This is a genomic window from Streptomyces liangshanensis, assembly GCF_011694815.1.
Lineage (GTDB): Bacteria > Actinomycetota > Actinomycetes > Streptomycetales > Streptomycetaceae > Streptomyces > Streptomyces liangshanensis.
Window position 1 is genome coordinate 6,223,748 of record NZ_CP050177.1, and the last position, 25,635, is coordinate 6,249,382.

22 protein-coding genes and 1 pseudogene are annotated in these 25,635 nt (G+C 73.1%); 19 read left to right on the plus strand and 4 right to left on the minus strand.

All coding sequences use genetic code 11. From position 1 onward, the window contains the following. Positions 1 to 98 precede the first annotated feature (98 nt). Positions 99 to 1,907 (minus strand): glycoside hydrolase family 15 protein, encoded by a 1,809-nt coding sequence (locus HA039_RS27080; protein ID WP_167037680.1) that lies wholly within the window; start codon positions 1,905 to 1,907, stop codon positions 99 to 101. 453 nt (positions 1,908 to 2,360) lie between these two features. Between HA039_RS27080 and HA039_RS27085 the strand changes: the two genes are divergently transcribed. The 14 genes from HA039_RS27085 to HA039_RS27150 all read left to right on the plus strand — a co-directional run bounded on the left by HA039_RS27085 (position 2,361) and on the right by HA039_RS27150 (position 18,699). Next, complete coding sequence (locus HA039_RS27085; protein ID WP_161310575.1) at positions 2,361 to 4,031, plus strand: CTP synthase; 1,671 nt, start codon at positions 2,361 to 2,363, stop codon at positions 4,029 to 4,031. A 98-nt stretch (positions 4,032 to 4,129) separates the two neighbouring features. Continuing rightward, a complete protein-coding gene (locus HA039_RS27090; protein ID WP_167033967.1) occupies positions 4,130 to 4,756 on the plus strand; it encodes an NUDIX domain-containing protein in 627 nt (208 codons plus the stop codon). A 797-nt stretch (positions 4,757 to 5,553) separates the two neighbouring features. Then, positions 5,554 to 7,680 carry a tetratricopeptide repeat protein gene (locus HA039_RS27095; RefSeq protein ID WP_167037683.1) on the plus strand — a complete coding sequence of 709 codons (2,127 nt, stop codon included), beginning with the start codon at positions 5,554 to 5,556 and terminating at the stop codon, positions 7,678 to 7,680. Between the two features lie 98 nt (positions 7,681 to 7,778). Then, a complete protein-coding gene (gene ald, locus HA039_RS27100; protein ID WP_167037685.1) occupies positions 7,779 to 8,894 on the plus strand; it encodes an alanine dehydrogenase in 1,116 nt (371 codons plus the stop codon). A gap of 381 nt (positions 8,895 to 9,275) precedes the next feature. Next, positions 9,276 to 10,394, plus strand: coding sequence for a ParA family protein (locus HA039_RS27105; protein ID WP_167033968.1), 1,119 nt, complete (start codon positions 9,276 to 9,278; stop codon positions 10,392 to 10,394). Continuing rightward, a complete protein-coding gene (locus HA039_RS27110; protein ID WP_167037688.1) occupies positions 10,391 to 10,960 on the plus strand; it encodes a hypothetical protein in 570 nt (189 codons plus the stop codon). The genes HA039_RS27105 and HA039_RS27110 overlap by 4 nt, the downstream gene beginning before the upstream one ends. A 51-nt stretch (positions 10,961 to 11,011) precedes the next feature. Continuing rightward, positions 11,012 to 12,175: a segregation and condensation protein A gene (locus HA039_RS27115; RefSeq protein ID WP_167033969.1), complete on the plus strand. Its 1,164-nt coding sequence runs from the start codon at positions 11,012 to 11,014 to the stop codon at positions 12,173 to 12,175. Then, on the plus strand, positions 12,172 to 12,813 hold the full coding sequence (gene scpB, locus HA039_RS27120) for an SMC-Scp complex subunit ScpB (RefSeq protein ID WP_167033970.1): 642 nt from the start codon (positions 12,172 to 12,174) through the stop codon (positions 12,811 to 12,813). The genes HA039_RS27115 and scpB overlap by 4 nt, the downstream gene beginning before the upstream one ends. Continuing rightward, the gene (locus tag HA039_RS27125; RefSeq protein WP_167033971.1) at positions 12,813 to 14,168 is read left to right on the plus strand and encodes a pseudouridine synthase; all 1,356 of its coding nucleotides are present in this window, start codon (positions 12,813 to 12,815) and stop codon (positions 14,166 to 14,168) included. Before scpB ends, HA039_RS27125 begins: the two co-directional genes overlap by 1 nt. A gap of 145 nt (positions 14,169 to 14,313) precedes the next feature. Then, the gene (gene pnuC / locus HA039_RS27130; protein WP_167037691.1) at positions 14,314 to 14,970 is read left to right on the plus strand and encodes a nicotinamide riboside transporter PnuC; all 657 of its coding nucleotides are present in this window, start codon (positions 14,314 to 14,316) and stop codon (positions 14,968 to 14,970) included. Beyond that, a complete protein-coding gene (locus tag HA039_RS27135) occupies positions 14,967 to 16,046 on the plus strand; it encodes an AAA family ATPase (RefSeq protein WP_167033972.1) in 1,080 nt (359 codons plus the stop codon). Before pnuC ends, HA039_RS27135 begins: the two co-directional genes overlap by 4 nt. Next, positions 16,043 to 16,837 (plus strand): NUDIX hydrolase, encoded by a 795-nt coding sequence (locus tag HA039_RS27140; RefSeq protein ID WP_167033973.1) that lies wholly within the window; start codon positions 16,043 to 16,045, stop codon positions 16,835 to 16,837. Before HA039_RS27135 ends, HA039_RS27140 begins: the two co-directional genes overlap by 4 nt. Further along, a complete protein-coding gene (locus HA039_RS27145) occupies positions 16,834 to 17,856 on the plus strand; it encodes an ADP-ribosylglycohydrolase family protein (protein ID WP_208298720.1) in 1,023 nt (340 codons plus the stop codon). The genes HA039_RS27140 and HA039_RS27145 overlap by 4 nt, the downstream gene beginning before the upstream one ends. 3 nt (positions 17,857 to 17,859) lie before the next feature. Further along, positions 17,860 to 18,699, plus strand: coding sequence for a nucleotidyltransferase domain-containing protein (locus HA039_RS27150; RefSeq protein ID WP_167033974.1), 840 nt, complete (start codon positions 17,860 to 17,862; stop codon positions 18,697 to 18,699). On the opposite strand, the gene HA039_RS27155 is transcribed toward HA039_RS27150, so the two are convergent. Next, complete coding sequence (locus tag HA039_RS27155; RefSeq protein WP_167033975.1) at positions 18,625 to 19,374, minus strand: nucleotidyltransferase domain-containing protein; 750 nt, start codon at positions 19,372 to 19,374, stop codon at positions 18,625 to 18,627. The two genes, HA039_RS27150 and HA039_RS27155, sit on opposite strands and share 75 nt — an antisense overlap. 125 nt (positions 19,375 to 19,499) lie before the next feature. On the opposite strand from HA039_RS27155, the pseudogene HA039_RS34220 reads away from it, so the two are divergent. The 5 genes and pseudogenes from HA039_RS34220 to der form a co-directional block, all read left to right on the plus strand. Continuing rightward, positions 19,500 to 19,610 (plus strand): annotated as a pseudogene (locus tag HA039_RS34220) (chorismate mutase); the annotation flags it as partial. Further along, the gene (locus HA039_RS27160) at positions 19,607 to 20,692 is read left to right on the plus strand and encodes a prephenate dehydrogenase (protein WP_167033976.1); all 1,086 of its coding nucleotides are present in this window, start codon (positions 19,607 to 19,609) and stop codon (positions 20,690 to 20,692) included. The pseudogene HA039_RS34220 and the gene HA039_RS27160, both read left to right, overlap by 4 nt. 217 nt (positions 20,693 to 20,909) lie before the next feature. Beyond that, a complete protein-coding gene (gene cmk, locus HA039_RS27165) occupies positions 20,910 to 21,635 on the plus strand; it encodes a (d)CMP kinase (protein ID WP_167033977.1) in 726 nt (241 codons plus the stop codon). Beyond that, a complete protein-coding gene (locus HA039_RS27170; protein WP_425086387.1) occupies positions 21,593 to 22,339 on the plus strand; it encodes a lysophospholipid acyltransferase family protein in 747 nt (248 codons plus the stop codon). Before cmk ends, HA039_RS27170 begins: the two co-directional genes overlap by 43 nt. A gap of 77 nt (positions 22,340 to 22,416) precedes the next feature. After that, on the plus strand, positions 22,417 to 23,877 hold the full coding sequence (der, locus tag HA039_RS27175) for a ribosome biogenesis GTPase Der (RefSeq protein ID WP_243869772.1): 1,461 nt from the start codon (positions 22,417 to 22,419) through the stop codon (positions 23,875 to 23,877). A 137-nt stretch (positions 23,878 to 24,014) separates the two neighbouring features. On the opposite strand, the gene HA039_RS27180 is transcribed toward der, so the two are convergent. Then, a complete protein-coding gene (locus tag HA039_RS27180) occupies positions 24,015 to 24,344 on the minus strand; it encodes a hypothetical protein (RefSeq protein WP_167033979.1) in 330 nt (109 codons plus the stop codon). Positions 24,345 to 24,445: 101 nt separating this feature from the next. Continuing rightward, positions 24,446 to 25,225 carry a hypothetical protein gene (locus HA039_RS27185; protein WP_167033980.1) on the minus strand — a complete coding sequence of 260 codons (780 nt, stop codon included), beginning with the start codon at positions 25,223 to 25,225 and terminating at the stop codon, positions 24,446 to 24,448. Positions 25,226 to 25,635 lie beyond the last annotated feature (410 nt).

Here is a 25,635-nt window from a genome sequence, read left to right on the forward strand (position 1 = left end):
GCCGACCGGACACCCGCGGTCCGGGCAGTTCGGTGCCGTCAGCCAACACGTTCACAGGGAGTGGACTCAACCGGATTACCTCGCGCCGAGGAGTCCGCTCAGCCCCCGTACGCCCCCGACGCCGTCAGGCGCAGGGCCGTGTCGATCAGGGGGACGTGGCTGAACGCCTGCGGGAAGTTGCCCACCTGGCGCTTGAGACGCGGGTCCCACTCCTCGGCCAGCAGGCCCAGGTCGTTGCGCAGGTCCAACAGCTTCTCGAAGAGCTTGCGGGCCTCGTCCACCCGGCCGATCATCGCGAGATCGTCGGCCAGCCAGAACGAGCAGGCGAGGAAGGCGCCTTCGTCGCCCTCCAGGCCGTCCACGCCCGCCTCCTCGCCGGCGGTCGGGTACCGCATGATGAAGCCGTCCTCCGTGGACAGCTCCCGCTGGATCGCCTCGATCGTGCCGATGACGCGCTTGTCGTCCGGCGGGAGGAAGCCCATCTGCGGGATCAGCAGCAGCGACGCGTCCAGCTCCTTGGAGCCGTACGACTGCGTGAAGGTGTTCCGCTCCTTGTCGTACCCCTTCTCGCACACGTCGTGGTGGATGTCGTCCCGCAGCTCGCGCCAGCGCTCCAGGGGACCGTCCGCGTCCCCGGACTCGATGAGCTTGATCGTGCGGTCGACCGCGACCCACGCCATCACCTTCGAGTGCACGAAGTGCCGGCGCGGCCCGCGGACCTCCCAGATGCCCTCGTCCGGCTGGTCCCAGTGCTTCTCCAGGTAGCGGATCAGCTTCAACTGGAGCAGCGAGGCGTAGTCGTTGCGGGCCAGGCCCGTCATGTGCGCCAGGTGCAGCGCCTCGGTGACCTCGCCGTACACGTCGAGCTGGAGCTGGTGCGCGGCGCCGTTGCCGACCCGGACCGGGCCCGAACGCTCGTACCCGGGCAGCCAGTCCAGCTCCGCCTCGCCCAACTCCCGCTCACCGGCGATGCCGTACATGATCTGGAGGTTCTCCGGGTCGCCCGCGACGGCCCGCAGCAGCCACTCGCGCCAGGCGCGGGCCTCCTCGCGGTAGCCGGTGCGCAGCAGCGAGGAGAGCGTGATCGCGGCGTCGCGCAGCCAGGTGTAGCGGTAGTCCCAGTTCCGGACGCCGCCGATCTCCTCCGGGAGGGAGGTCGTCGGGGCCGCGACGATGCCGCCGGTCGGCGCGTACGTGAGGGCCTTGAGGGTGATCAGCGAGCGGACCACTGCCTCCCTGTAAGGGCCGTGGTACGTACAGTGCTCGACCCATTCACGCCAAAAATCGGAGGTGGCCTCCAGCGAGCCCTCGGGGTCGGGGAGCGCGGGCGGTTCCTTGTGCGAGGGCTGCCAGCTGATCGTGAAGGCGACCCGGTCGCCGGGCGCCACGGTGAAGTCCGAGTACGTCGTGAGGTCCTTGCCGTACGTCTCCGTCTCGGTGTCCAGCCAGACCGAGTCGGGGCCCGCGACGGCGACCGTGCGGTTGTCGACCTTGTGGACCCACGGGGTCACCCGGCCGTAGCTGAAGCGCATCCGCAGCGCGGAGCGCATGGGCACCCGGCCGCTGACGCCCTCCACGATCCGGATGAGCTGCGGGGCGCCGTCGCGGGGCGGCATGAAGTCCGTCACGCGGACCGTGCCGCGCGGCGTGTCCCACTCCGATTCCAGGATCAGCGAGTCGCCGCGGTAGTGGCGCCGCGCGGCCCTCGGCGGCACGGAACCCGCGGAATACGCGGGTCCGAGGCGCCAGAAGCCGTGCTCGTCCGTACCGAGCAGTGCCGCGAAAACGGCGTGTGAGTCGAAGCGGGGCAGGCACAGCCAGTCGACTGTGCCGTCCCGGCAGACCAGGGCGGCGGTCTGCATGTCTCCGATGAGTGCGTAATCCTCGATGCGCCCGGCCACGTGCATCTCCAGTCGAACGGCCACGTTCGCCCCGAAGGGCGCTTACTGCGGTCAAGGGTCGTTGACGAGCATGTTTTCCGGGAACACGGGCGGGGTGGTGCCGTTTGCCGGCCTGCATCGGCAGCGAATGTCCGAGCAGGATACGACGCACCTCGGAGTTCCGCGCCACGCTCCCGGCAACACGGGTCCGCCGAACGGGTGAGCCAAGGGTGACGTGGCGGGAATCCTGGGGAATCCGGCGGGGCGGGAGGGGCCCGCGAGGCGGGGCCGTGTGGCCGGAACCAGCCTCCCTTCGGCGCTGATACCCTGGTAGCCCGTGGACCGGTGGACTCCCTTGCTAAGCAATGAGGCCCCGAACCCGCAGCGACGGCGGCCTCCCGGAGATCTCTCCCCCGAGACTCTCAGGGCCCGGCACCGGCACGCACCCCAGACCGCGACCACGGGAGCCCCCTCTTGGCCATGCCGAACCGATCCTCGACGCCCTCGACGACCAAGCACATCTTCGTCACCGGGGGTGTCGCGTCCTCCCTCGGCAAGGGCCTGACCGCCTCCAGTCTGGGTGCGCTGCTCAAGGCGCGCGGTCTGCGGGTCACCATGCAGAAGCTCGACCCGTACCTGAACGTCGACCCCGGCACGATGAACCCCTTCCAGCACGGCGAGGTGTTCGTCACCAACGACGGCGCCGAGACCGACCTGGACATCGGCCACTACGAGCGCTTCCTCGACGTCGACCTCGACGGCTCGGCCAACGTCACCACCGGCCAGGTCTACTCGACGGTCATCGCCAAGGAGCGCCGCGGCGAGTACCTGGGCGACACCGTCCAGGTCATCCCGCACATCACCAACGAGATCAAGCACCGCATCCGGCGGATGGCGACCGACGACGTCGACGTCGTGATCACCGAGGTCGGCGGCACGGTCGGCGACATCGAGTCCCAGCCGTTCCTGGAGACCGTGCGCCAGGTCCGCCACGAGGTCGGCCGCGACAACGTGTTCGTGGTCCACATCTCGCTGCTGCCCTACATCGGCCCGTCCGGCGAGCTCAAGACCAAGCCGACCCAGCACTCGGTCGCCGCGCTGCGGAGCATCGGCATCCAGCCCGACGCGATCGTGCTGCGCGCCGACCGGGACGTCCCGCTGTCCATCAAGCGCAAGATCTCGCTGATGTGCGACGTGGACGAGGACGCCGTCGTCGCCGCGATCGACGCCAAGTCGATCTACGACATCCCGAAGGTCCTGCACACCGAGGGCCTGGACGCCTATGTCGTACGGAAGCTGGACCTGCCGTTCCGCGACGTCGACTGGACGGTCTGGGACGACCTGCTGGACCGCGTCCACAACCCCGACCACGAGGTCACGGTCGCGCTGGTCGGCAAGTACATCGACCTTCCCGACGCGTACCTGTCGGTGACCGAGGCGATCCGGGCCGGCGGCTTCGCCAACCGGGCCCGCGTCACGGTGAAGTGGGTCACCTCGGACGACTGCAAGACCCCGGCGGGCGCCGCGCGGCAGCTGGAGGACGTGGACGGGATCCTGATCCCCGGCGGCTTCGGAGAGCGGGGCGTGACCGGCAAGGTCGGCGCGATCCGGTACGCCCGCGAGAACAAGGTGCCGCTGCTGGGCCTGTGCCTGGGCCTCCAGTGCATCGTGATCGAGGCGGCGCGCAACGTCGCGGAGATCCCGGACGCCAACTCCACCGAGTTCGACTCCGGTACGGCGCACCCGGTGATCTCCACGATGGAGGAGCAGCTCGCGTACGTGGAAGGCGCCGGGGACCTCGGCGGCACGATGCGGCTCGGCCTCTACCCGGCGAAGCTCGCCGAGGGCTCCATCGTGCGGGAGGTCCACGCCGGTGAGCCGTACGTCGAGGAGCGTCACCGCCACCGCTACGAGGTCAACAACGCGTACCGCGCGGAGCTGGAGAAGAAGGCCGGGCTGGTCTTCTCGGGCACGTCCCCCGACAACAAGCTCGTCGAGTACGTCGAGTACCCCCGCGAGGTGCACCCGTACCTCGTCGCCACCCAGGCGCACCCCGAGCTGCGGTCCCGGCCGACCCGGCCGCATCCGCTGTTCGCGGGCCTGGTCAAGGCCGCGGTGGAGCGCCGGGCGGCGCAGCTGCGGGACAACTGACCGTCCCGCCGATAGCGATACGGTAGGAACCGGGGTGCCGTCCTTCGGGACCGGCGCCCCGGTTTCCGCTGGTGCGCTGCTGTGTGGGAGGACGTTTCATGACCATCGAGGACGCTCCGGAAGAGTGGCGGGTCACCGCGAGCAGGACCCCCTTCCGCGGGAACAAGACCAGCGTCCGGACGGATGATGTGGTCATGCCCGACGGGGCGGTCGTGTCCCGTGACTACCAGGTGCACCCCGGGTCGGTGGCGATCCTCGCGCTGGACGACGACGGCCGGGTGGTGGTGCTGCGCCAGTACCGGCACCCCGTGCGCCAGAAGCTCTGGGAGATCCCGGCCGGCCTGCTCGACATCCCGGGCGAGAATCCGCTGCACGCGGCGCAGCGCGAGTTGTACGAGGAGGCCTACGTCAAGGCCGGGGACTGGCGGGTGCTGACGGACGTGTACCCGTCACCCGGCGGTTCCGACGAGGCGGTACGGATCTTCCTCGCCCGGGACCTGTCGGAGGCGGGGGGCGCGCGCTTCGAGGTCGCCGAGGAAGAGGCGGACATGGAGCTGGCGCGGGTGGAGCTCGCCGACCTCGTGCGGGGTGTGATCAGGGGCGAGCTGCACAACATGTGCCTGGCGGCGGGCGTGCTGGCGCTCGCGGCGGTGCTGGCGGGGGACGGGATCGAGGCGCTGCGGCCGGCGGAGGCGCCGTGGCCGGCGCGACCGTTCACGGCCTGAGCGGCCACCCCGCTCCCTCCGATCCGGGTCGCTCCGATCTGACGAAATGCTGATCCGATCGAGGGACTTGTCCGCCCTGCCTCACCCGGTCGGTGGCGGGGAGCGAACTACGCTCGGACCGCCCGTGCGGAGACCCGCCGGGCTCGGCTCGTGCGCAGGCGGACGGAGCGTGGCCCGTGACGGATCAGGCGGTGGACATGGACGCCCCGGGCGGGGTCTGCTCCGCCGCCCTGGATACGGGTGACACGGACGGTGCGCGGGGCGGCGCGGGCGCTGAGCCGGGTGGCGCGGGGCCCGCGCCGGGCCCCGAGGTCGGTACACCGGGTGACGTGGACGTGAGGTCGGGCGGGCGGGACGAGCCGGCCGGCCGGGCCGGTGGTGCGGGCGGGACAGGTGGTTCGGGCGGCGCCGGCGGTGGTCGTGCGAGGACCGGAAAGAGTGCGAAGAGCGGCAGGAGACGCCCCCGCGCGGCGAAGAAGGCGGCCGGCGCGGCGGCGGAACCGGCCGGGGAGGACGTGGGCGCGGCGGTGGCGGGTGGGGTGGACGTGACGAGGTCCGAGGAGACGCGGGTGCCGGCCGGTACGGGGACGCCGATCGCGGCCGAGGGTGTCACCACGACGCCCGGGCCCGCCCCTGTCGCGGAGGCACCCGGCCCGGCGGCCGGCTCTTGTCCTCAATCGCCGGACGGGCTTGATACCGCCCGCCCGGCCGTCGCCCCGGACGCGACGGCTTCCGTCGAGGAGAACGTCCGTACGCCGGGCCCCCACGCGCCCGTCGCCGGGCGCGGCGTCGACGGGATGGCCTACGGGTCGCCCGACGGAGGCGGGACCGACCTCGCGGCGGACGCCGGGAGCCCGGGTGAACAGCGCGTCGACCCCGGCCTCGACACCCCGCCGGGTACTCCGCACGAGCGCCCCCCGGGCGCCGACGGGACCACCGCGTTCTTCGGGCGCGCCCGGGAGATCAAGGCGCTGCACGAGGACATGGAGCGCGCCGGGCTCAACACGATCTCCGGCCGCAAGGAACCCCGCGCCCGCGTCCTCCTCGTCGCGGGCCGCCCCGGCTCCGGCCGCACCGCGCTCGCCCACGAGATCGCCCGGCGCCTCGCCGACCGCTACCCCGACGGGGTCGTCCGGGCCCGCCTCACCGAGCCCGGCGGCGACACCGTCCCCACCGAGGCCACCGCCCGCGAGATCCTCACCACCTTCGGCATCCCCACCCCGCCCGGCGCGGGCGAGGACCAGCTGTCCGAGATGGTGCGCGAGGCCCTGGCCACCCGCCGCGTCCTGCTGCTCCTCGACGACGCCGCCGACGCGGAGCAGGTCGACCCGCTCGTCCCCGACAACCCGGACTGCCTCGTCGTCGCCGTCTCCCAGGGCCCGCTCACCGGCATCCCCGACGTCCGGCCCTGCACCCTCGGCGGCATGGACGTGAAGGCCGCCGTCGACCTGCTCGCCCGGTACACCGGCGCCGTACGGATCACCGTCGACCCGCAGGCCGCCGAGGCCCTCGTGGAGGAGTGCGGCGGCCAGCCCGCCGCCCTCGTCCTGGCCGGCGGCTGGCTCGCCGCCCGCCCCACCGCGTCCGTCGCCGACGTGGCCGCGCAGTTGCGCGCCCTGCCCGACGACCCCGACCGCCCCGTCGGCGACCGCCCGCTCGCCCGGGTCTTCGGACTCGTGTACGCGACCCTCGCCGCCTCCACCGCCCGCATGCTGCGCCTGCTCGCCCTCGCGCCCACCGGCGTCACCGACGCGCACACCGCCTCCGCGCTGGCCGGCTGCTCCGTCACGGACGCCCGCACGACCCTCGACGGCTTCGTCGCGGTGGGGATGCTGCGCCGGGCCGGCGACCCGGCGGGGGAGCTGTACGAGGTGCCCGCCTGCCTCGTCCCGCTGCTGCGCGGCCTCCTCGCCCGCGACCGGCCCGGCGAACTCCAGCTCGCCCGGGCCCGGATGCTGGAGCGGACCGTACGCCTGCTCCAGTCCTGCCGCGCCGTCACCGACCCCGAGAACACGCAGGCGCGCAGGAAGCTCGCCGAACTGCCCCGCGCCCTGCGCTTCCCGGACGCCGCCACCGCCGACGACTGGCTGCGCACCCGGCTCCCCGCGCTCGTCGCCTCCGCCCGCCTCGCGGTCGCCGACGGCGAGTTGGACACCCTGGCCCGCCGGCTGGTCGCCGCCCTGGTCAGGGCGCTGGCCGCACACCGCGGTACGGAGGCGGCCGCCCCCGAGCTGTACGGCCTGCACCACCTCGTCCTCGACATCGCCGGGCGGCGCGGGCTGCACCGCGAGCAGGCCGCCGCGCTGCTCAACATCGGCGACCTGGACGCCAGGACCGGTCGTACGCACGACGCGCTGGTCCGCTACCGGGCCGCCCTGGACGCCGGGCGCGCCGCGAACGACCACTACGCGACTGGCCGCGCGATGGAATCCGTCGGCGGCGCCCACCAGGACCTGGAGGACTGGCAGCGGGCCGCCGACTGGTACGGCAGGGCGCTCGCCCAGCGGATCGCCCGGGGTGAGCGCGCCGACGAGGCGCGGCTGTACGGCCGGCTCGGCGCGGTCCACACCTACGCGGGCCGGTACGGCGAGGCGCTGCGCAACTGGCGCGCCGCCGCCGCGGGCCACCGCCGGCTGGGTGATCTCCCGGGCCAGGCACGGGCGTTGAGCGAGGCCGCCCGGGTACAGGAGTACGCGGGCCGCCCCTACGAGTCGCTGCGCACCTGCGAGGAGGCGGTGGGCTGGGCGCGGCTCGCCGGGGACGTACGGCTGGAGGCGGCGTTGCAGCTCAGGCTGGCCGACACCCTCGACCGGGTCGGGGACCCGACCGCCGCCCGGCTGCACCGGGCTGTCGCCGACCGGCTCCTTGAAACGACAGAAGGCGATTCTGCCTACGAAATCCGCAGCACCTCGCCGAACGAATAATGCTTTGCAAGGCTGGACAGGGGGAAGTCCTTCATTAGACTGGATTCGCCGCACCCACTCGCGGCGTACCCTCCCCTGAGCCAAGGACCGTGATCGACGTGCTGGTCGGTATCCCCCGCGAGGTCAAGAACAACGAGTTCCGCGTGGCCATCACCCCCGCCGGTGTGCACGAACTGGTGCGCCACGGCCATCAGGTCGTCGTCGAGCGGGACGCCGGCACCGGCTCCTCGATCACGGACGGCGAGTTCACCGCCGCGGGCGCCCGGATCCTGCCCACGGCCGACGAGGTCTGGGCCGCCGCCGACCTGGTGCTGAAGGTCAAGGAGCCGATCGCCGAGGAGTACCACCGGCTCCGCAAGGACCAGACGCTCTTCACCTACCTCCACCTCGCGGCGTCCCGCTCCTGCACCGACGCCCTGCTGGACTCCGGCATCACGGCGATCGCGTACGAGACGGTCGAGACCGCGAACCGCGCCCTCCCGCTGCTCGCCCCGATGTCCGAGGTCGCGGGCCGGCTGGCCCCGCAGGTCGGCGCGTACCACCTGATGCGCTCGGCCGGCGGCCGCGGTGTCCTGCCGGGCGGCGTGCCCGGTACGGCCCCGGGCCGCGCCGTGGTCATCGGCGGCGGGGTCTCCGGCTGGAACGCCACGCAGATCGCCGTCGGCATGGGCTTCCACGTGACGCTCCTCGACCGGGACATCAACAAGCTCCGCGAGGCGGACAAGGTCTTCGGCACCAAGGTCCAGACCATCGTGTCCAACACGTACGAACTGGAGCGCGCGGTCGTCGACGCGGACCTCGTCGTGGGGGCCGTCCTGATCCCCGGCGCCAAGGCGCCGAAACTGGTCACCAACGCGCTCGTCGCCCGGATGAAGCCCGGAAGTGTACTTGTCGACATTGCAATCGATCAGGGTGGCTGCTTCGAGGACTCGCACCCGACGACCCACGCCGAGCCGACCTTCCGCGTCCACGACTCGGTCTTCTACTGCGTCGCCAACATGCCCGGCGCGGTGCCCAACACGTCGACCTTCGCGCTGACGAACGCCACGCTCCCGTACATCGTGGAACTGGCCGACCGGGGCTGGGCGGAGGCGCTGCGGCGCGATCCGGCGCTCGCGAAGGGACTCAACACCCACGGCGGTCAGGTGGTTTACCGCGAGGTCGCGGAGGCGCATGGACTGAATCACGCCGAATTGGGCGCGGTTCTCGGCTGACTCGTCAACGCGATTCGTCAACATCACGACACCGGCCGGATCTTGCCCCGCGAGGTCCGGCCGGGCGTGTGCCCGGGGGCTCTCGAACGCCGGGTCAACTCGCGGGGAACGTAACTCTTTAACCGTTTCGCGCACCCGTGAAACGTGCGGTCCACGCTGTGGTGAGAGGGCTGTGCGCCCTTGACAGCGAGGTGTTCGGTTGCCGACACATCGGGCCGGGTCCGGCGGATTGTGTTGCTGCGGACCGGTGACACGCCATAGAGTCGCCCATCGTCGGCATGGTGCCACGCTGACCTATCGATAAGTTTCCTGGTCACGTCCAAGGAGGTAAGACGACTTGTGAATGAGTCGACATTTACTCCCGGGGGTGGTCAGCCAGGGATGCCTGCGAGGGGCGGGAGCCCGTCGTCCGGGCTGGAGGCTGTCGGCTCCGTCGCTGTCCGCACCTTCGCCACCCACCAGCACACGACAGCCCACCAGATGATGGACGGCCACCACGTGAACGCCATGGCCGGCAACGAGGGCGGGCGAGAGTCCAGCCCATTCGCCGACTACAACGAAGTGCCCGAGGGGCACTTCTACGACCCCGACGCCGAGTACGAGCCCGACCCCGAGTACGCGGCCACCCTCGCACCCGACGCTGCCCGCCAGCGCCGCGAGCGGATCGGCCCCACCGGGCGTCCCCTGCCGTACTTCCCGATCCCAGGCCCGCTGACGGACCACGGCCCCGCGACGATCATCGCGATGTGCAACCAGAAGGGCGGCGTGGGCAAGACCACGTCGACCATCAACCTGGGTGCCGCGCTCGCGGAGTACGGCCGCCGTGTCCTCCTCGTCGACTTCGACCCGCAGGGAGCCCTGTCGGTCGGTCTCGGCGTGAATCCGATGGAGCTCGACCTCACCGTCTACAACCTGCTCATGGAGCGGGGCATGGCGGCCGACGAGGTGCTCCTGAAGACGGCGGTCCCCAACATGGACCTGCTGCCGAGCAACATCGACCTCTCCGCCGCCGAAGTGCAGCTGGTGAGCGAGGTGGCGCGCGAGTCCACGCTCCAGCGGGCCCTGAAGCCCCTGCTGCCCGACTACGACTACATCGTGATCGACTGCCAGCCGTCGCTCGGCCTGCTGACCGTGAACGCGCTGACCGCCGCGCACAAGGTGATCGTCCCGCTGGAGTGCGAGTTCTTCGCGCTGCGCGGGGTGGCCCTGCTGACGGAGACCATCGAGAAGGTGCAGGAGCGGCTCAACCCCGAGCTGGAACTCGACGGCATCCTCGCCACGATGTACGACTCCCGTACGGTGCACAGCCGCGAGGTCCTCGCGCGGGTCGTCGAGGCCTTCGACGAGCACGTGTACCACACGGTGATCGGGCGGACCGTGCGCTTCCCGGAGACCACCGTCGCCGGTGAGCCGATCACCACGTACGCCTCGAACTCCGTGGGTGCGGCCGCGTATCGCCAGCTCGCCAGGGAGGTGCTCGCCCGGTGTCACGCCGAGTGAGTCTGCCCGGGGCCGACGAGCTGTTCCGTACGACCGGGGGCATGGCGCTCCAGTCGTCGTCGCCCGCGGAGCGGGAGCGCCGGCGCAACGCGAACGCCAACGGCGAGGCCCGGGTGCCCAATCCGGCGGGCCCGCCGGGGGAGGGCGACCCGGCGGACGGGACGCCGACCGGGGGCCCCGCCGCCTCGCCCGCGGAGGAGCACTCGGCCACCGCGCCCGACGCGGCGGAGTCGTCCCGCGGCCGTACGGGCGGGGCCGACGCGGAGCAGTCGGGACCGGTGAAGAACCGGCGGCCCCAGGAGGCGCAGGGCGGCCAGCAGCGGCGCCGGGGGCGCGGCGCGAACCGCCGCCCCAGCGGGCGTGAACGGCACGACGAGAAGATCACGGTCTACGTCTCGGCCGAGGAACTGATGGACCTGGAGCACGCGCGCCTGGTGCTGCGCGGCGAGCACGGGCTCGCCGTGGACCGCGGGCGGATCGTCCGCGAGGCGGTCGCGGTGGTCCTGGCGGACCTCGAATCGCGGGGCGACGCGAGCATCCTCGTACGGCGCCTGCGCGGGCGCTGAGGATAGCCTGCCGGGGCGCGCCACCCTCCGCCCTCGCCCACCAGGAACCCGATGCCCCCGCCTCCCGACACGACCCGCCCCCCGCGCCGAGCGCTGGGCCGCGGCCCGGGAGCGACGCCTCCGGGGGCACCCGCGGAAGAAGCGCCGCCGCCTCCCGCCCCGAGCACCGAGCCCCGCCCCGCTCCTCCGGACACCGGGCCCACCCCGCCGGTGCCGCGCCCGGCGCGCGACGAACCGGAGCCCGCGGCCCCGCCCCGCCCGCCGGAGCCCGCGCCGCCGCCACCCCCCGCACCGGCACCCCCGTCACCCTCCGGTGCCGCCCCGACCGCCGATCAGGGTGTGACGGACGTCACCGACCCGGCCGCGGAGGTCAGCGACCCCGCGGTGGCCGACCCCGCGGTGGCCGACGCCGACGGGCGGTTCACCGTGCGGCTGGTCAACTTCGAGGGGCCTTTCGATCTGCTCCTCCAGTTGATCTCCAAGCACAAGATGGACGTCACCGAGGTCGCGCTCTCCAAGGTCACCGACGAGTTCATGGCGCACATCCGCGCGATGGGGCCCGACTGGGACCTCGACCAGACCACCGAGTTCCTCGTCGTCGCCGCCACCCTGCTCGACCTCAAGGCCGCCCGCCTGCTCCCCTCCGCGCAGGTGGAGGACGAGGCCGACCTCGCGCTCCTCGAAGCGCGGGACCTGCTCTTCGCCCGCCTCCTCCAGTACCGCGCGTACAAACGCGTCGCCGAGATCCTCAACGCCCGCCTCGACGACGAGAGCCGCCGCTACCCCCGTACCGTCGGACTGGAACCCCACCACGCCGAGCTGCTCCCCGAGGTCGTCATCAGCATCGGCCCCGAGGGGTTCGCGCGGCTCGCGGTCAAGGCGATGCAGCCCAAGCCCAGGCCGCAGGTGTACATCGACCACATCCACGCGCCCCTGGTCTCCGTACGGGAGCAGGCCGGCCTGGTGGTCGCGCTGCTCCGGGAGCGCGGCGAGGCGAGCTTCCAGGCCCTGACCGAGGACGCCGCCGACACCCTCACCGTCGTCGCCCGGTTCCTCGCGCTGCTGGAGCTCTACCGGGAGCGGGCCGTGGCGCTGGACCAGGAGGAGGCCCTCGGGACCCTCATGGTGCGCTGGACCGGCGGCGACGAGGACGCGGCGCCCGCCGTGACCGACGAATTCGACCAGGAACACGCGAGCGGCGAGGAGCAGTCATGAGCGAGCGGCAGCGGAGCACGGTCGCGGAGCTCGGCCTCAAGCCCGCCCTGGAGGCGGTCCTCATGGTCGTCGACGAACCCGTCTCCGAGGTGCACCTCGCCAAGATCCTCGACCGGCCCCGCCGGGCCGTCGCCGACGCCCTGCGCGAGCTGGCCGACGAATACACCGTGCAGGGGCGGGGCTTCGAGCTGCGGACGGTCGCCGGCGGCTGGCGATTCTACTCGCGCCCCGAGTACGCGGAGGCCGTCGAGGGCTTTGTCCTGGACGGCCAGCACGCCCGGCTGACGCAGGCCGCCCTGGAGACCCTCGCGGTGGTCGCGTACCGCCAGCCGGTGAGCAGATCGAGGGTCTCGGCCGTACGGGGAGTGAACTGTGACGGGGTCATGCGGACCCTCCTCCAGCGCGGGCTGGTGGAGGAGGCGGGCGCGGAACCCGAAACAGGTGCGATCCTGTACGGGACGACGAACTACTTTTTGGAGCGGATGGGCCTGCGCGGCCTGGACGAGCTTCCGGAGCTCGCGCCCTTCCTCCCCGAGGCGGACGCGATCGAGGCCGAGACCCTTGAAGGTGTCCCGTCGTTCGATCCGGACGCACCGTACGCCCCGGAAACTCACGCAGACGACAAGACGGAAATTTGATGCGAAGCGGTAACAGCAACAGCGGAAGCGGCAACCGGAACAGCGGGAGTGGGAGCGGGAGCGGCGCGAACCGGAACGGCGGCGGAGCAAGGAGCGGCGGCGCGGGCGGCCGGGGCGGCAGCGCGGGAGGCCGAGGCGGCGGCGCGGGCGGTCGGAGCACCGGCGGCCGGGACGGCGGCGGCGCGGGCCGCGGGCGCGACGGCAACCGCGGCGGCAGCACCCCCCGTACCAGCGGAAGCGGCTGGAGCAGCGCCGGCGGCACGGGCCGCGGCCCCCGGGACGAGCGCCGCGACGACCGCGCCCGGGACGACCGCGCCCCCGGCGCCGGCCGTGACGAGGAGCAGAAGCGCCTTTCCCGCCCCCGCCCCGAGGAGCGCCGCTACGACGTCGGCCGCTCCGGGGCCACCGGCGGCGCCGGCGCCACGGGCGCCCCGCGCGGAGCCCGCGGCGCGGCGGCGCGCGGCGGTGCCAAGGGCGGCCCCAAGCCGTCCCAGAGCCCGCCCCGCGCCCGCAGGACCCCCGGCGGCCAGGCCCGCCCCCGCGAGCTGGACGCGAAGATCGAGCAGCGCAACCGCGACCGGTACGCCGACAAGCCCGAGATCAGGACGCCCCGCACCAACCCGGGCGCCGAGCAGGAGGGCGAACGCCTCCAGAAGGTCCTCGCCCGCGCCGGCATGGGATCGCGCCGCGCCTGCGAGGAGCTGATCGAGCAGTCCCGGGTCGAGGTCAACGGCGAGATCGTCCTCGAACAGGGCAAGCGCGTGGACGTGGACCGGGACGAGATCAAGGTCGACGGGCTGACCGTCGCCACCCAGTCGCACCTCTTCTTCGCGCTGAACAAGCCCGCCGGCGTCGTCTCCACCATGGAGGACCCGGACGGCCGGCAGTCCCTCGGCGACTACGTCACCAACCGCGAGACCCGCCTCTTCCACGTCGGCCGGCTCGACACGGAGACCGAGGGCATCATCCTGCTCACCAACCACGGTGAGCTGGCCCACCGCCTCACCCACCCCCGGTACGGCGTGAAGAAGATCTACCTCGCCGCCATCCAGGGCCCCCTGCCGCGCGACCTGGGCAAGCGGCTCAAGGACGGCATCCTGCTGGAGGACGGCTACGCGAAGGCCGACCACTTCCGGGTCGTCGAGAACACCGGCAAGAACTACCTGGTGGAGGTCACCCTCCACGAGGGCCGCAAGCACATCGTCCGCCGCATGCTCGCCGAGGCCGGCTTCCCGGTCGACCGGCTCGTGCGGACCTCCTTCGGCCCGATCCCGCTGGGCGACCAGAAGTCCGGCTGGCTGCGCCGCCTCACCAACACCGAGGTCGGCATGCTGATGAAGGAAGTGGGGCTGTAGGCAGCCCGGTTGACGGAAGCGGGGCCGCGAACAGCCCCGCCGTACGACAAGGAGAGAGCCCGCGGCCGCCCAGGCCGCGGGCTTTCTCCCTTGTGGGGCAGGCCCGTTCCCCTTTATAGTCAACATGACCATTAAGGAGGCGGGCGTGAGTCTCGCGGACATCCTCGATCCCCTGCAACGACCCCTGGTGACCGTGCTGGGCACCCCGGTCAGCTGGACCGAGGTGCTCGGCTTCGGCAGCGGCGCGCTCTGCGTGTGGCTGGTCGCCCGTCAGCACGTGGCCAACTGGCCGGTCGGCATCGCCAACAACCTGTTCTTCGTCCTGCTGTTCCTCCAGGCGGGCCTGTACGCCGACATGGCGTTGCAGGTCGTCTTCATCACCCTCGCCGTGTACGGCTGGTGGATCTGGACCCACGGGGGTGGCCCGGATCCGCGCGCGCTCGCCGTGCGGCGCACGACCCGCGCCGAATGGGCCGTGCTCTGCGCGGCGGGGGTGATGGGGACACTCGGCCTGACGATCCTGCTCGGCCGCGCCACCGACTCGACCGTGCCCTTCTGGGACGCGCTCACGACGTCCCTCTCGCTCATGGCGACCTACGGGCAGTGCCGCAAACGGCTGGAGTCCTGGTGGCTGTGGATCGCGGCCGACCTCGTGTACATCCCGCTCTACGCCCACAAGGACCTCTACCTGACCTCGCTGCTGTACGTCGGCTTCCTGGCCCTGTGCCTGGCGGGACTGCGCAACTGGTCCCGGGACGCGGCCCGTTCACCGGACCGCCCCCTGGTGGTGACGGCCCGATGAGCGAGTACGGACACGGTCTGGTCCTCGGCAAGTTCTATCCGCCGCACGCCGGCCACCACCATCTCGTACGGACCGCGCGGGACCGCTGCGCCGCTCTCACCGTGCTCGTCTGCGCGTCCTCCACGGAATCCCTCCCCCTCGCGGAGCGGGTCGCTTGGATGCGCGAAGTCCACCCGGACGTACGGGTGGTGGGGGCCGTCGACGACATCCCGATGGACGTGAACGACCCCGCCGTCTGGGACGCGCACATGGCCGTCTTCCGGGGCGCGGTGCCCGGCCGCGTCGACGCGGTCTTCACCTCCGAGGCGTACGGCACGGAGCTGGGGCGGCGGTTCGGCGCCGAGTCCGTGTGCGTCGACCCCGGCCGTACCGTCTTCCCCGTCTCCGGGACCGCCGTGCGCGAGGACCCCGTCGCCTGCTGGGACTTCCTGGAGCCGCCCGTACGCGCCGCGCTCACCCGCCGGGTCGTGGTGCTCGGGGCCGAGTCCACCGGCACCACCACGCTGGCCCGCGCCCTCGCCGCGCACTACCGCGCGCGGGGCGGGGTGTGGGCGCGGACCGGGTACGTACCCGAGTACGGCCGGGAGTTCAGCGAACGCAAACTGGCCGCGCTGCGGGCGCGGGAGCCCCGGGCCCGTTGGGAGGACGTCGAACTGACCACGGACGACTTCCCGTTGATCGCCCGGCGGCAGGACGAGGCCGAGGAGAACGAGGCGCGGGCCGGCTCACCGGTCCTCGTCTGCGACACGGACGCGTTCGCCACCACCGTCTGGCACGAGCGGTACGTGGGCGGGCGCAACCCGCTCGTCGAGGAGATCGCCGGCCGGACGCGCCGTCACCTGTGGCTGCTCACCGGGGACGAGGGCGTGCCCTTCGAGGACGACGGGCTCCGGGACGGCGAGGAGCTGCGGCCCTGGATGACCGCCCGGTTCCGCGCCGAACTGACCCGTACCGGAAGGGAGTTCGTCGAGCTGGACGGACCGCACGACAAGCGCCTCGACACGGCCGTGGCGGCGGTGGACGCCCTGCTCGACCGGGGCTGGCACTTCGCGCCGCCGCCCCCGGAGCGACGATGAGCGCGCCCCGGGTCCCCGACGGGTACGACCCCTCCGCCTTCACGCCGTTCGCGGTGACCGTCGACCTCGCCGTCTTCACCGTCCGCCACGGCCGGCTGCACGTCCTGCTCGTCGAACGCGGCCTGGAGCCCTACCGGGGCGCGTGGGCGCTGCCCGGCGGCTTCGTCCTGCCCCGCGAGTCCGCCGGACAGGCCGCCCGCCGCGAACTCGCCGAGGAGACCGGCCTGTCGGAGCGGACCGCCGGCGCGCTCCACCTGGAGCAGCTGCGGACCTACAGCGACCCCGACCGCGACCCGAGGATGCGGGTCGTGTCCGTGGCGTACGCGGCGCTCGTCCCCGACCTGCCCGAACCACGCGGCGGCGGCGACGCGGCGCTCGCGCGGTGGACGGACCTGTCACGGGTCCTGCGGCCGGGCACCCCGGGCCCCTCCGGGAGCACCGCGCCGCCCGCCGACGGCCTCGTACCGCTCGCCTTCGACCACGGGGACATCCTCGCCGACGCCTACGACCGGATCGGCGCCAAGCTCGAGTACAGCTGCCTCGCCACCGCCTTCTGCCCGCCCGAGTTCACGCTCGCGGAGCTGCGCCAGGTGTACGAGACCGTCTGGGGCGTGGAGCTGGACGGTCCCAACTTCCGGCGCAAGGTCCTCGCCACCCCGGGCTTCGTCCAGGCGGTCGACGGTCCGCCGCGCCGCACCGGCGCCCCGGGCAAACCCGCCGCGCTGTACCGCGCGGGCGCCGCCACGACGCTGCACCCACCTCTCCTGCGACCGGAAGGACGGACCGCGTGATCTCCACCAGGACCCTCACCAAACAAGCCGCCACGGGATCGCTGATCGGGCTCGCCCTCGGCGACGCCCTAGGCTTCCCCACCGAGTTCAACGACGTGCCGTCCATCCTCGCCACGTGCGGCCCCTGGCGCGAGATGGACCTGCCGAGGCCGGCGTTCGTCACCGACGACACCCAGATGACCCTCGCGCTGGCCCGGGGGATACGCACCGCGACGGACCGCGGTGCCCTCGGCCCGTCGCGCCTGGTGCCGCCGGTGCGCGAGGAGTTCGTCGCCTGGTACCACTCGCCGGACAACAACCGCGCCCCCGGCCGTACCTGCCTGACGGCCTGCGAGCTCCTCGACGGCGACCTGCCCTGGCAGCGGGCGAGCCGGATCGGCTCCAAGGGCTGCGGGGCCAACATGCGCGTCGCGCCCGTCGGCCTCGTCCCCTTCCTCAGCGACGAACAGCGCTCCGGGGCCGCCCAGTTGCAGGCGGCCCTCACCCACGGCCACCCCACCGCGCTCGCCGCGTCCGACCTCACGGCCCGGGCGGTGTACCTGCTGGCGCGGGGCGGCGAACCGATGGGCCTGATCGGCCAGTTGCGTTCGTACGCCTACGAGAACCGCTCCCGCTACCGCCACCAGTGGCTCGGCGACCTGTGGACGTTCTCCCACGACCCGAGCCCCGAGGACTTCGCCCGGCGCGGCTGGGACGAGTGCCTGGCGGCCCTGGAACGGGTCCAGGACGCCCTGCGCGCCCCCTCCCCGGAGACCGACCCCTGCCTGGCCACCGGGGACGGCTGGGTCGCCGAGGAGGCGCTCGCCACCGGGCTCCTCTGCTTCCTCCTCTTCCCCGAGGAGCCGGTCACCGCGATCCGCAGAGCCGCCTGCACCCGCGGCGACTCCGACTCCCTCGCCTGCCTGACCGGAGCCTTCGCGGGCGCCCACCTCGGCGCGGGAGCCTGGCCCAAGGAATGGGCCGAGCGCGTCGAGTACCGCAGCGACCTGCTGTCCCTGGGAGCCCTCTGGGACGCTTGACCCATGCGCGAACCCACCACCACCCACCCGGCGGCCACCTCACCGGCCACCCCCGGGCGCACCCCGTCCGAGCACCGCCTCCGCGAGGCCGGCCTCCCGGTCACCGACCTCGCCCCCGTCCTCGCGGAGGAGACCGACCCGCTGCTGTTCGCCACGGTGTCCGGGGCGCACCTCTACGGATTCCCCTCCCGCGACTCCGACATCGACCTGCGCGGGGTCCACGTCCTGCCGGTGGAGGCCCTGATAGGGCTGGACGAGCCGGACGAGACCCGGACCCGGATGGGGGAGAGGGACGGGGTGGAGATGGACCTCGTCACCCACGACCTGCGCAAGTTCGCCCGGCTGATGCTGCGCCGCAACGGGTACGTCCTGGAACAGCTCCTGTCGCCCCTCGTCGTGCACACCACCGACGCCCACCGCGAGCTGGCCTCGGTGGTCCCCGGGCTGCTGACCTCCCATCACGCCCACCACTACGCCGGGTTCGCGGCCACGCAGTGGCGGCTCTTCGAGCGGACGGGGGAGTCGAAGCCCCTGCTCTACACCTTCCGCGCTCTGCTGACCGGCATCCACCTGATGCGCGGCGGCGGGATCGAGGCCCATCTCCCCACGCTCCTCGGCGAGGTGGCCGCGCCCGCCTACCTGCCCGACCTGATCGCCGCGAAGGCCGGGGCCGAGCACGGCCGCGACGGCGTGCCGGACCGCGCCCTGGCGGAGAAGGACGTGACGGCGCTCCGTACGGTCCTGGAGGACGCCAGGGCGGCCACCGCGCTACCCGAGGAGCCCGGGACCGCCGGCCGGGACGCCCTGCACGCCCTCGTCGTGAGGACGCGCCTCTCCCTGTAGGGCGGACGCGCGGCGGGCCCGGATCAGGAAGTCCTCGATCCTGGCGTGGTCGGGCGCCCCGGGCAGCGGGGACCGGGCCGCCGCGTCGTCCGCCTCCGCCGCCAGGCGGTTCATCCGGCGCTCGACCTCCGGCCACGGCACCTCGCCCCGCTTGACCGCCAGCAGCGGCTCGCGTTCCGCGCCCACGTCGAGGACCAGCCTGCCGGTGCGCAACAGGTCCCCGCTGAGCGCGAGGAGCCGCAGCAGGTGCATGGCGTGCTTCCAGCGCGGGGCGCCGTGCTGCCGTACGTCCGCCTCCAGCTTCCGCCGCTGGCCCACCGCGTACCGTACGAAGGTCGCGTGGGCCTGCCGGGAGAGGAACGCCCCGCGCAGGGACAGCAGTTCGCGGCCGGTGTCGTCCAGGCGCTCGACCAGCGGCGAGTGCAGGCACTCCAGCACGTTGGGGTTCGCGCGCAGCGCCAGCGCGCAGAAGCGCTCCAGCTCCCAGGAGAACTGCTCGTCGGCCGGACCCTCGACATGCGCCGGCGGCTTCTCGAAGCCCCAGAACAGCGCGGTCGGCGCCAGGAACACCCCGCGCACGTCGGTGTCGCTGGTCTCCGTCGCCAGACCGAACGCACGTGACCCCATCACGCAGGAGTAGACGGTGTGATCACGTACGAGAGCGTCGGGCGTCATGCGCGAGAAGGGTACGGGACCGTCCGGCCGGTCCCGCGGGGCGGCCGCCGGCAGGCGCCCCCGCCCGGTGTCCGGTTTAACCTGGAAACCGCACATCGGTCACCGAGGAGGACGCCGTGACGGAACGAGCGGTACGGGGACTCGGTATCGTCGACGGGTCCGGCCTCCCCCGCCCCCGGACCGCGCACGTCCACCCCGGCGCCGCGGCAGCCCTTCGCAAGGACATCGCCCAGTGAGAACCGCCGTTGTCATCGGAACCGGCCTGATCGGCACCTCCGCGGCCCTCGTCCTCGCCTCCCGCGGGGTCACCGTCCACCTCGTGGACCGCGACAGCACCAGGGCCCGTACGGCCGCGGCCCTCGGCGCCGGCACCGACCGGGCCCCCGAGGGCCCCGTCGACCTCGCCCTCGTCGCCGTACCGCCCGCCCATGTGGCCGCGACCCTCGCCGAGGCGATGCGCGGCGGGATCGCCCGCGGCTACCTCGACGTGGCCAGCGTCAAGGGCGGCCCCCGGCGCGAGCTGGAGGCACTCGGTCTCGACCTGGGCGCCTACCTCGGTACGCACCCCATGGCCGGCAAGGAGCGCTCGGGCCCGCTGGCCGCGTCCGCCGACCTGTTCGAGGGCCGCCCCTGGGTGCTGACCCCGACCCGGGACACCGACACCGAGGTGCTCAACCTCGCCCTGGAGCTGGTCGCGCTCTGCCGCGCCGTCCCGGTCGTGATGGACGCCGACGCCCACGACCGGGCCGTCGCGCTCGTCTCGCACACCCCCCAGCTGATCTCGTCCATGGTGGCCGCCCGCCTCGCGGACGCCGACGAGACGGCCGTACGCCTGTGCGGCCAGGGCATCAGGGACGTGACCCGGATCGCCGGCTCCGACCCCGCGATGTGGGTCGACATCCTCAGCGCCAATCCCGGCCCCGTCGCCGACGTGCTGGCCGGGATCGCCGCCGACCTCGACGAGACCGTCGGGGCGCTGCGCTCGCTCCAGTCCGCCGACGAGGACAAGCGCCGCGCGGGCGCCGAAGGCGTCGAGGACATCCTGCGGCGGGGCAACGCCGGCCGGGTCAGGGTGCCGGGCAAGCACGGCACCGCGCCCGCCGCGTACGAGGTCGTGGCGGTCCTGATCAGCGACAGGCCGGGCGAGCTGGCCCGTATCTTCGCGGACGCCGGGCGGGCCGGGGTCAACGTGGAGGACGTCAGGATCGAGCACGCGACCGGCCAGCAGGCCGGCCGGGTGCAGCTGATGGTCGAGCCCTCGGCGGCCCCGCTGCTCACCGAGGCCCTGCGGGAACGCGGCTGGTCGATCCGGCAGTAGGCGGCCGCCCGGTCCGGCCGTGGGACCGGGTCCCGGCCGCGCGGGGCCGGGGCCCTGGGCCGGGTGGAGTACGGCCCTGGGCCGTCCGGCGGAGCCCGTCCGGCGGGGGCGGCCGCCGAACGAGTGCATTTGTGGTGCCCAGTACTCGGTAACCTTGTACGAGGGCGTATGGACGCCCCGCGTGCCCGCACGCCGCACTCACCCGTGAACCAGGAAGGTGTCCGCCTCCGTGGAAACCGCAGCATCCGTCGCCCGGACCGCCCCGGCCGCTGTGATCGTCGCCATCGACGGGCCCTCCGGCACGGGCAAGTCGAGCACCTCCAAGGCCGTGGCGTCCCACCTCGGGCTCAGCTACCTGGACACCGGGGCCCAGTACCGGGCCATGACCTGGTGGATGATCAACAACGGCATCGACGTCTCGGACGCCGTCGCCGTCGCGGACGCCGCGGGCAAGCCCGTGATCGTGTCCGGCACGGACCCCGCCGCCCCGACGATCACCGTCGACGGCGAGGACGCCTCGGGCCCGATCCGTACGCAGGACGTCACCGCCAAGGTGAGCGCGGTCAGCGCGGTCCCCGAGGTACGGTCCGTCGTCACCGCGCTCCAGCGCGCCGTCGCCGCCGCGGCGGAGGGGGGCATCGTCGTCGAGGGCCGGGACATCGGGACGACCGTGCTGCCGGACGCCGACGTCAAGATCTTCCTCACCGCCTCGCCCGAGGCCCGCGCGGCCCGCCGCAGCGGCGAGCTGAAGGGCCAGGAGGCGGTCGACGTCTCCGTCACCAGGGAAGCGCTGATCAGGCGGGACGCGGCCGACTCCAGCCGCAAGACGTCCCCGCTCGCGAAGGCGGCCGACGCGGTCGAGGTGGACACCACGGAGCTGACCCTCCAGCAGGTCGTCGAGTGCGTCGTCACCCTGGTCGAGGAGAAGCGGGCCGTCAGGTGAGCGCCCCGCCCGAGCAGGGCGCACGTCCCGCGAACCGGCCGGGCAGAGCCCCGTCCCAAGCGGGCGCGGCGGTGGGCCGGGGCATCGGCGTCGCGCTGATGTACGGCCTGTGGAAGCCCCGGGTGCTGGGCGCCTGGCGCGTCCCCGCCCGGGGCGCGGCGATCCTCGCCGTGAACCACTCGCACAACGTCGACGGCCCGATGATCATGGGCACCGCGCCCCGGCCGGTGCACTTCCTGATCAAGAAGGAAGCGTTCGTCGGGCCGCTGGACCCGTTCCTGCGGGGCATCGGGCAGCTCAAGGTGGACCGCACGGTCGCCGACCGGGCCGCGATCACCGACGCGCTGGACGTGCTCGCCGCCGGCGGCGTCCTCGGGATATTCCCCGAGGGCACCAGGGGCGAGGGCGACTTCGCCTCCCTGCGCGCCGGGCTCGCCTACTTCGCCGTACGGTCGGGTGCGCCGATCGTGCCGGTGGCGGTCCTGGGAAGCACGGAGCGCCGGGGACGGTTGGTACGGGCACTGCCCCCGCTCCGCAGCCGGGTCGACGTCGTCTTCGGCGACGCCTTCGCGGCGGGCGACGGCAGCGGCCGGCGGACCCGCAAGGCGCTGGACGAGGCCACCGTACGGATCCAGGAACGGCTGACCGCCCACCTGGCGGACGCCAGGCGGCTGACCGGACGCCGGGCGGCCGGCCCGCTGTAACAGCGCACGAGTATTTCAGTAGTGCCGCCGCATGCTGCGGCGCACCGATCACGATGGATGAACGAGGTACGGACTTCATGAACGACCAGATCGACTCCGGGGAAGCGAACGGAGAGCTTGGCGACGCCGAGTACGCGGAGTTCATGGAGATCGCCGCACACGAGGGCTTCGACCCCGAGGAGGTGGAGGGGGCGATCGACGAGGCCGGTCACGGCCCCCTGCCGATCCTCGCCGTCGTCGGACGCCCGAATGTCGGCAAGTCGACGCTCGTGAACCGCATCATCGGCCGCCGTGAGGCGGTCGTCGAGGACAAGCCGGGCGTCACCCGCGACCGGGTGACCTACGAGGCGGAGTGGGCGGGCCGCCGCTTCAAGATCGTCGACACCGGCGGCTGGGAGCAGGACGTCCTCGGGATCGACGCCTCCGTCGCCGCCCAGGCCGAGTACGCCATCGAGGCCGCCGACGCGGTGGTCTTCGTGGTGGACTCCACGGTCGGCGCCACCGACACCGACGAGGCCGTGGTGCGGCTGCTGCGCAAGGCGGGCAAGCCCGTCGTGCTCTGCGCCAACAAGGTCGACGGACTGAGCGGCGAGGCCGACGCGACCGCGCTGTGGTCGCTCGGCCTGGGCGAGCCCCACCCCGTCTCCTCCCTGCACGGCCGCGGTACGGGCGACATGCTCGACGCGGTCCTGGAGGCGCTGCCCGACGCCCCGGCCCAGACCTTCGGCCTCGCCGTCGGCGGCCCCCGCCGCATCGCGCTGATCGGCCGCCCGAACGTGGGCAAGTCGTCCCTGCTCAACCGGGTCGCGAAGGAGGACCGGGTAGTCGTCAACGAGATGGCGGGCACCACCCGTGACCCCGTGGACGAGCTGATCGAGCTGGGCGGCACGGTCTGGAAGTTCATCGACACCGCGGGCATCCGCCGCCGGGTCCACCTCCAGGCGGGCGCCGACTACTACGCGTCCCTGCGCACCGCGGCCGCCGTCGAGAAGGCCGAGGTCGCGGTCATCCTGATCGACACGACCGAGTCCATCAGCGTCCAGGACCAGCGCATCGTGACGATGGCCGTCGAGGCGGGCCGCGCCATCGTCATCGCGTACAACAAGTGGGACACCCTCGACGAGGACCGCCGCTACTACCTCGAACGCGAGATCGAGACCGAGCTGGCGCAGGTCGCCTGGGCGCCCCGGGTGAACGTCTCGGCCCTCACCGGCCGGCACATGGAGAAGCTCGTCCCCGCCATCGAGACGGCGCTGGCCGGCTGGGAGACCCGGGTCCCGACGGGACGCCTGAACGCGTTCCTCGGTGAGCTGGTCGCCGGACACCCGCACCCCGTCCGCGGCGGCAAGCAGCCCCGGATCCTGTTCGGCACGCAGGCCGGCGCCAAGCCGCCGCGCTTCGTGCTCTTCGCGTCCGGCTTCATCGAGGCGGGCTACCGCCGCTTCGTGGAGCGCCGGCTGCGCGAGGAGTTCGGCTTCGAGGGCACGCCGATCCACATCTCCGTACGGGTGCGCGAGAAGCGCGGCCGCAAGAAGTAGCCCGGCCGGGCGGCGGCACGGGAAAGCCGGAAGCTGTGGGGTCCGGCGCGGACGGTTCCGCGCCGGACCCCACAGCTTCCGGCTTCTCTCGTACGTACGGGGGTCCCGGTCCGGTCGCCGGAGCGGGGCCCGGTCTCTCAGAGCCCGCGGCGCGGACCCGGCGGCAGGGCCGCCGGGGTGTGCCGCGCGCCCGGCTGGCGCGGATCGCGCTGCCAGGACCCCACGTACGGCGTGTGTCCGCCGTACCCGCCGTGCGACGACGCGTGCAGCCCGGTGCCGAAGGCGGTGAAGCCCAGGTTCTCCTCGTTGCTCCGGTCCCCGGGCAGAGCCCGGAAGGACCGGCGGAACTCGGAGTACAGGGCGTCGTAGATGGGCGTCGTGGAGTATCCGTCCGCGACGTCCTGCGCGGGGCGCATCGAAGGGATCTGGCTCTGGTACTGCGGGCGTGAGGGGTCGTATGCGTGCACGTATGTGCCAACGACCCCGCTCTCCGTCGGATGCGGGGTGCCCGGCGAAATCGACGCCCGCGGAGGTTCCGTGAGCCGTACGGCCGGGCCCGCGGCCGCCGTCACGTGCCCGCGAGCGGCATGGCGGCCGCGACCAGCCGGCCGTTGGCCGCCGCTTTCTCCAGGGCCTCGCGCAGCAGGTCCTCGCGGGGCTGCTGGCCGATCGAGCCGACCGGGGCGGCGAAGACGAGGACGGTGCTGGACCGGTTGGCCGCCGCCCGCCACCCCTCGGTGACCTGGAGCGGCTGGTGGGCCTGCCACCAGGCGACGGACCCGCTGCCGCCGGTGCCCGGCTGGAGCACGGCGTGCAGCTGGCCCATGGCGAGCAGCACGGACCAGCCGGGCAGGTGCGCGGGCAGCGTCTCCAGGTCGGAGACGTGCCGGAAGCCCTGCTCGGCGAGGAGCGGGAGGAATTCGTCGGTGCTCCCCTCCGAGCCGGGGCGGGCGATCGGGGCGGTCGGCTCGACGACCAGCGCCGGGTGCAGATCGCCCTCGATCAGCACCAGGCCGCTGGTGACGCCCAGGACGGCCTGGTCGCCGCCGGCCGTGCCGGGCTGCGCCGACTCGCTGCCGGTGATGGACCGGACGGCGCCCTGGAGCTGGTCCTCGGCGACCTGGACCACCTGGGACGGGATGCAGGTGGCGTGGGCGAAGGCGAGGACGGCGGTCTCCTCGCCGACGAACAGCACTGTGCTGGTCCGCTCCTGTTCGGAGTCGCCGGGAGTGCGGCAGGACGTGCAGTCGTAACTGCCCGGGGAGTTGTCGCCGGCCAGCAACCGGTCGGCTTCCTCGTCGCCGATCTCGGCGCGTACGTCCTCGCTGACATCGAGCATGCGCGGCACGGGTGGCTCCTCGAACTGGGTGCGTGGGCCGGGCTGTTCCCGGCTCGTAAAGAAGACAACGGGTGAGCCGTGGCCCGGGTCACGCGGATCGGGGAACGGAAATCGAACCGTCCGCCACCGTGGGTGACCGATCGACCGGAATCAGTCATGGCGTTCAACGGCTCGCGCGGACCGGCAAGTTGGCCCGGCCGCGCGGGCGGCAGGGTCGTCACGTCGACGGATCGATTCGGCGCGGCGGACGGCCGTGCCGTGACCGTCGACAAATCGGGAAGTCGGCGATCGGAAGAGGTGGCCGGAAAAGGCCGGTTCCTTTCGGCCCAGTACGGGTCCGGGGCGGCTCCCGAGCGGGGCCGGGGCGGCCCTGCGGGAGCCGGCCGCCCCCGCCGCCGTACCCGCCGGAGAGCCGCCCC

Excerpts from the sequence above, each read along its gene's own strand:
- HA039_RS27080 (WP_167037680.1), bottom strand. The coding sequence starts at position 1,907 with ATGCACGTGGCCGGGCGCATCGAGGATTACGCACTCATCGGAGACATG.
- HA039_RS27085 (WP_161310575.1), top strand. The coding sequence starts at position 2,361 with ATGCCGAACCGATCCTCGACGCCCTCGACGACCAAGCACATCTTCGTC.
- HA039_RS27090 (WP_167033967.1), top strand. The coding sequence starts at position 4,130 with ATGACCATCGAGGACGCTCCGGAAGAGTGGCGGGTCACCGCGAGCAGG.
- HA039_RS27095 (WP_167037683.1), top strand. The coding sequence starts at position 5,554 with ATGGCCTACGGGTCGCCCGACGGAGGCGGGACCGACCTCGCGGCGGAC.
- HA039_RS27105 (WP_167033968.1), top strand. The coding sequence starts at position 9,276 with ATGCCTGCGAGGGGCGGGAGCCCGTCGTCCGGGCTGGAGGCTGTCGGC.
- HA039_RS27115 (WP_167033969.1), top strand. The coding sequence starts at position 11,012 with ATGCCCCCGCCTCCCGACACGACCCGCCCCCCGCGCCGAGCGCTGGGC.
- scpB (WP_167033970.1), top strand. The coding sequence starts at position 12,172 with ATGAGCGAGCGGCAGCGGAGCACGGTCGCGGAGCTCGGCCTCAAGCCC.
- HA039_RS27125 (WP_167033971.1), top strand. The coding sequence starts at position 12,813 with ATGCGAAGCGGTAACAGCAACAGCGGAAGCGGCAACCGGAACAGCGGG.
- HA039_RS27135 (WP_167033972.1), top strand. The coding sequence starts at position 14,967 with ATGAGCGAGTACGGACACGGTCTGGTCCTCGGCAAGTTCTATCCGCCG.
- HA039_RS27140 (WP_167033973.1), top strand. The coding sequence starts at position 16,043 with ATGAGCGCGCCCCGGGTCCCCGACGGGTACGACCCCTCCGCCTTCACG.
- HA039_RS27150 (WP_167033974.1), top strand. The coding sequence starts at position 17,860 with ATGCGCGAACCCACCACCACCCACCCGGCGGCCACCTCACCGGCCACC.
- HA039_RS27155 (WP_167033975.1), bottom strand. The coding sequence starts at position 19,374 with ATGACGCCCGACGCTCTCGTACGTGATCACACCGTCTACTCCTGCGTG.
- der (WP_243869772.1), top strand. The coding sequence starts at position 22,417 with ATGAACGACCAGATCGACTCCGGGGAAGCGAACGGAGAGCTTGGCGAC.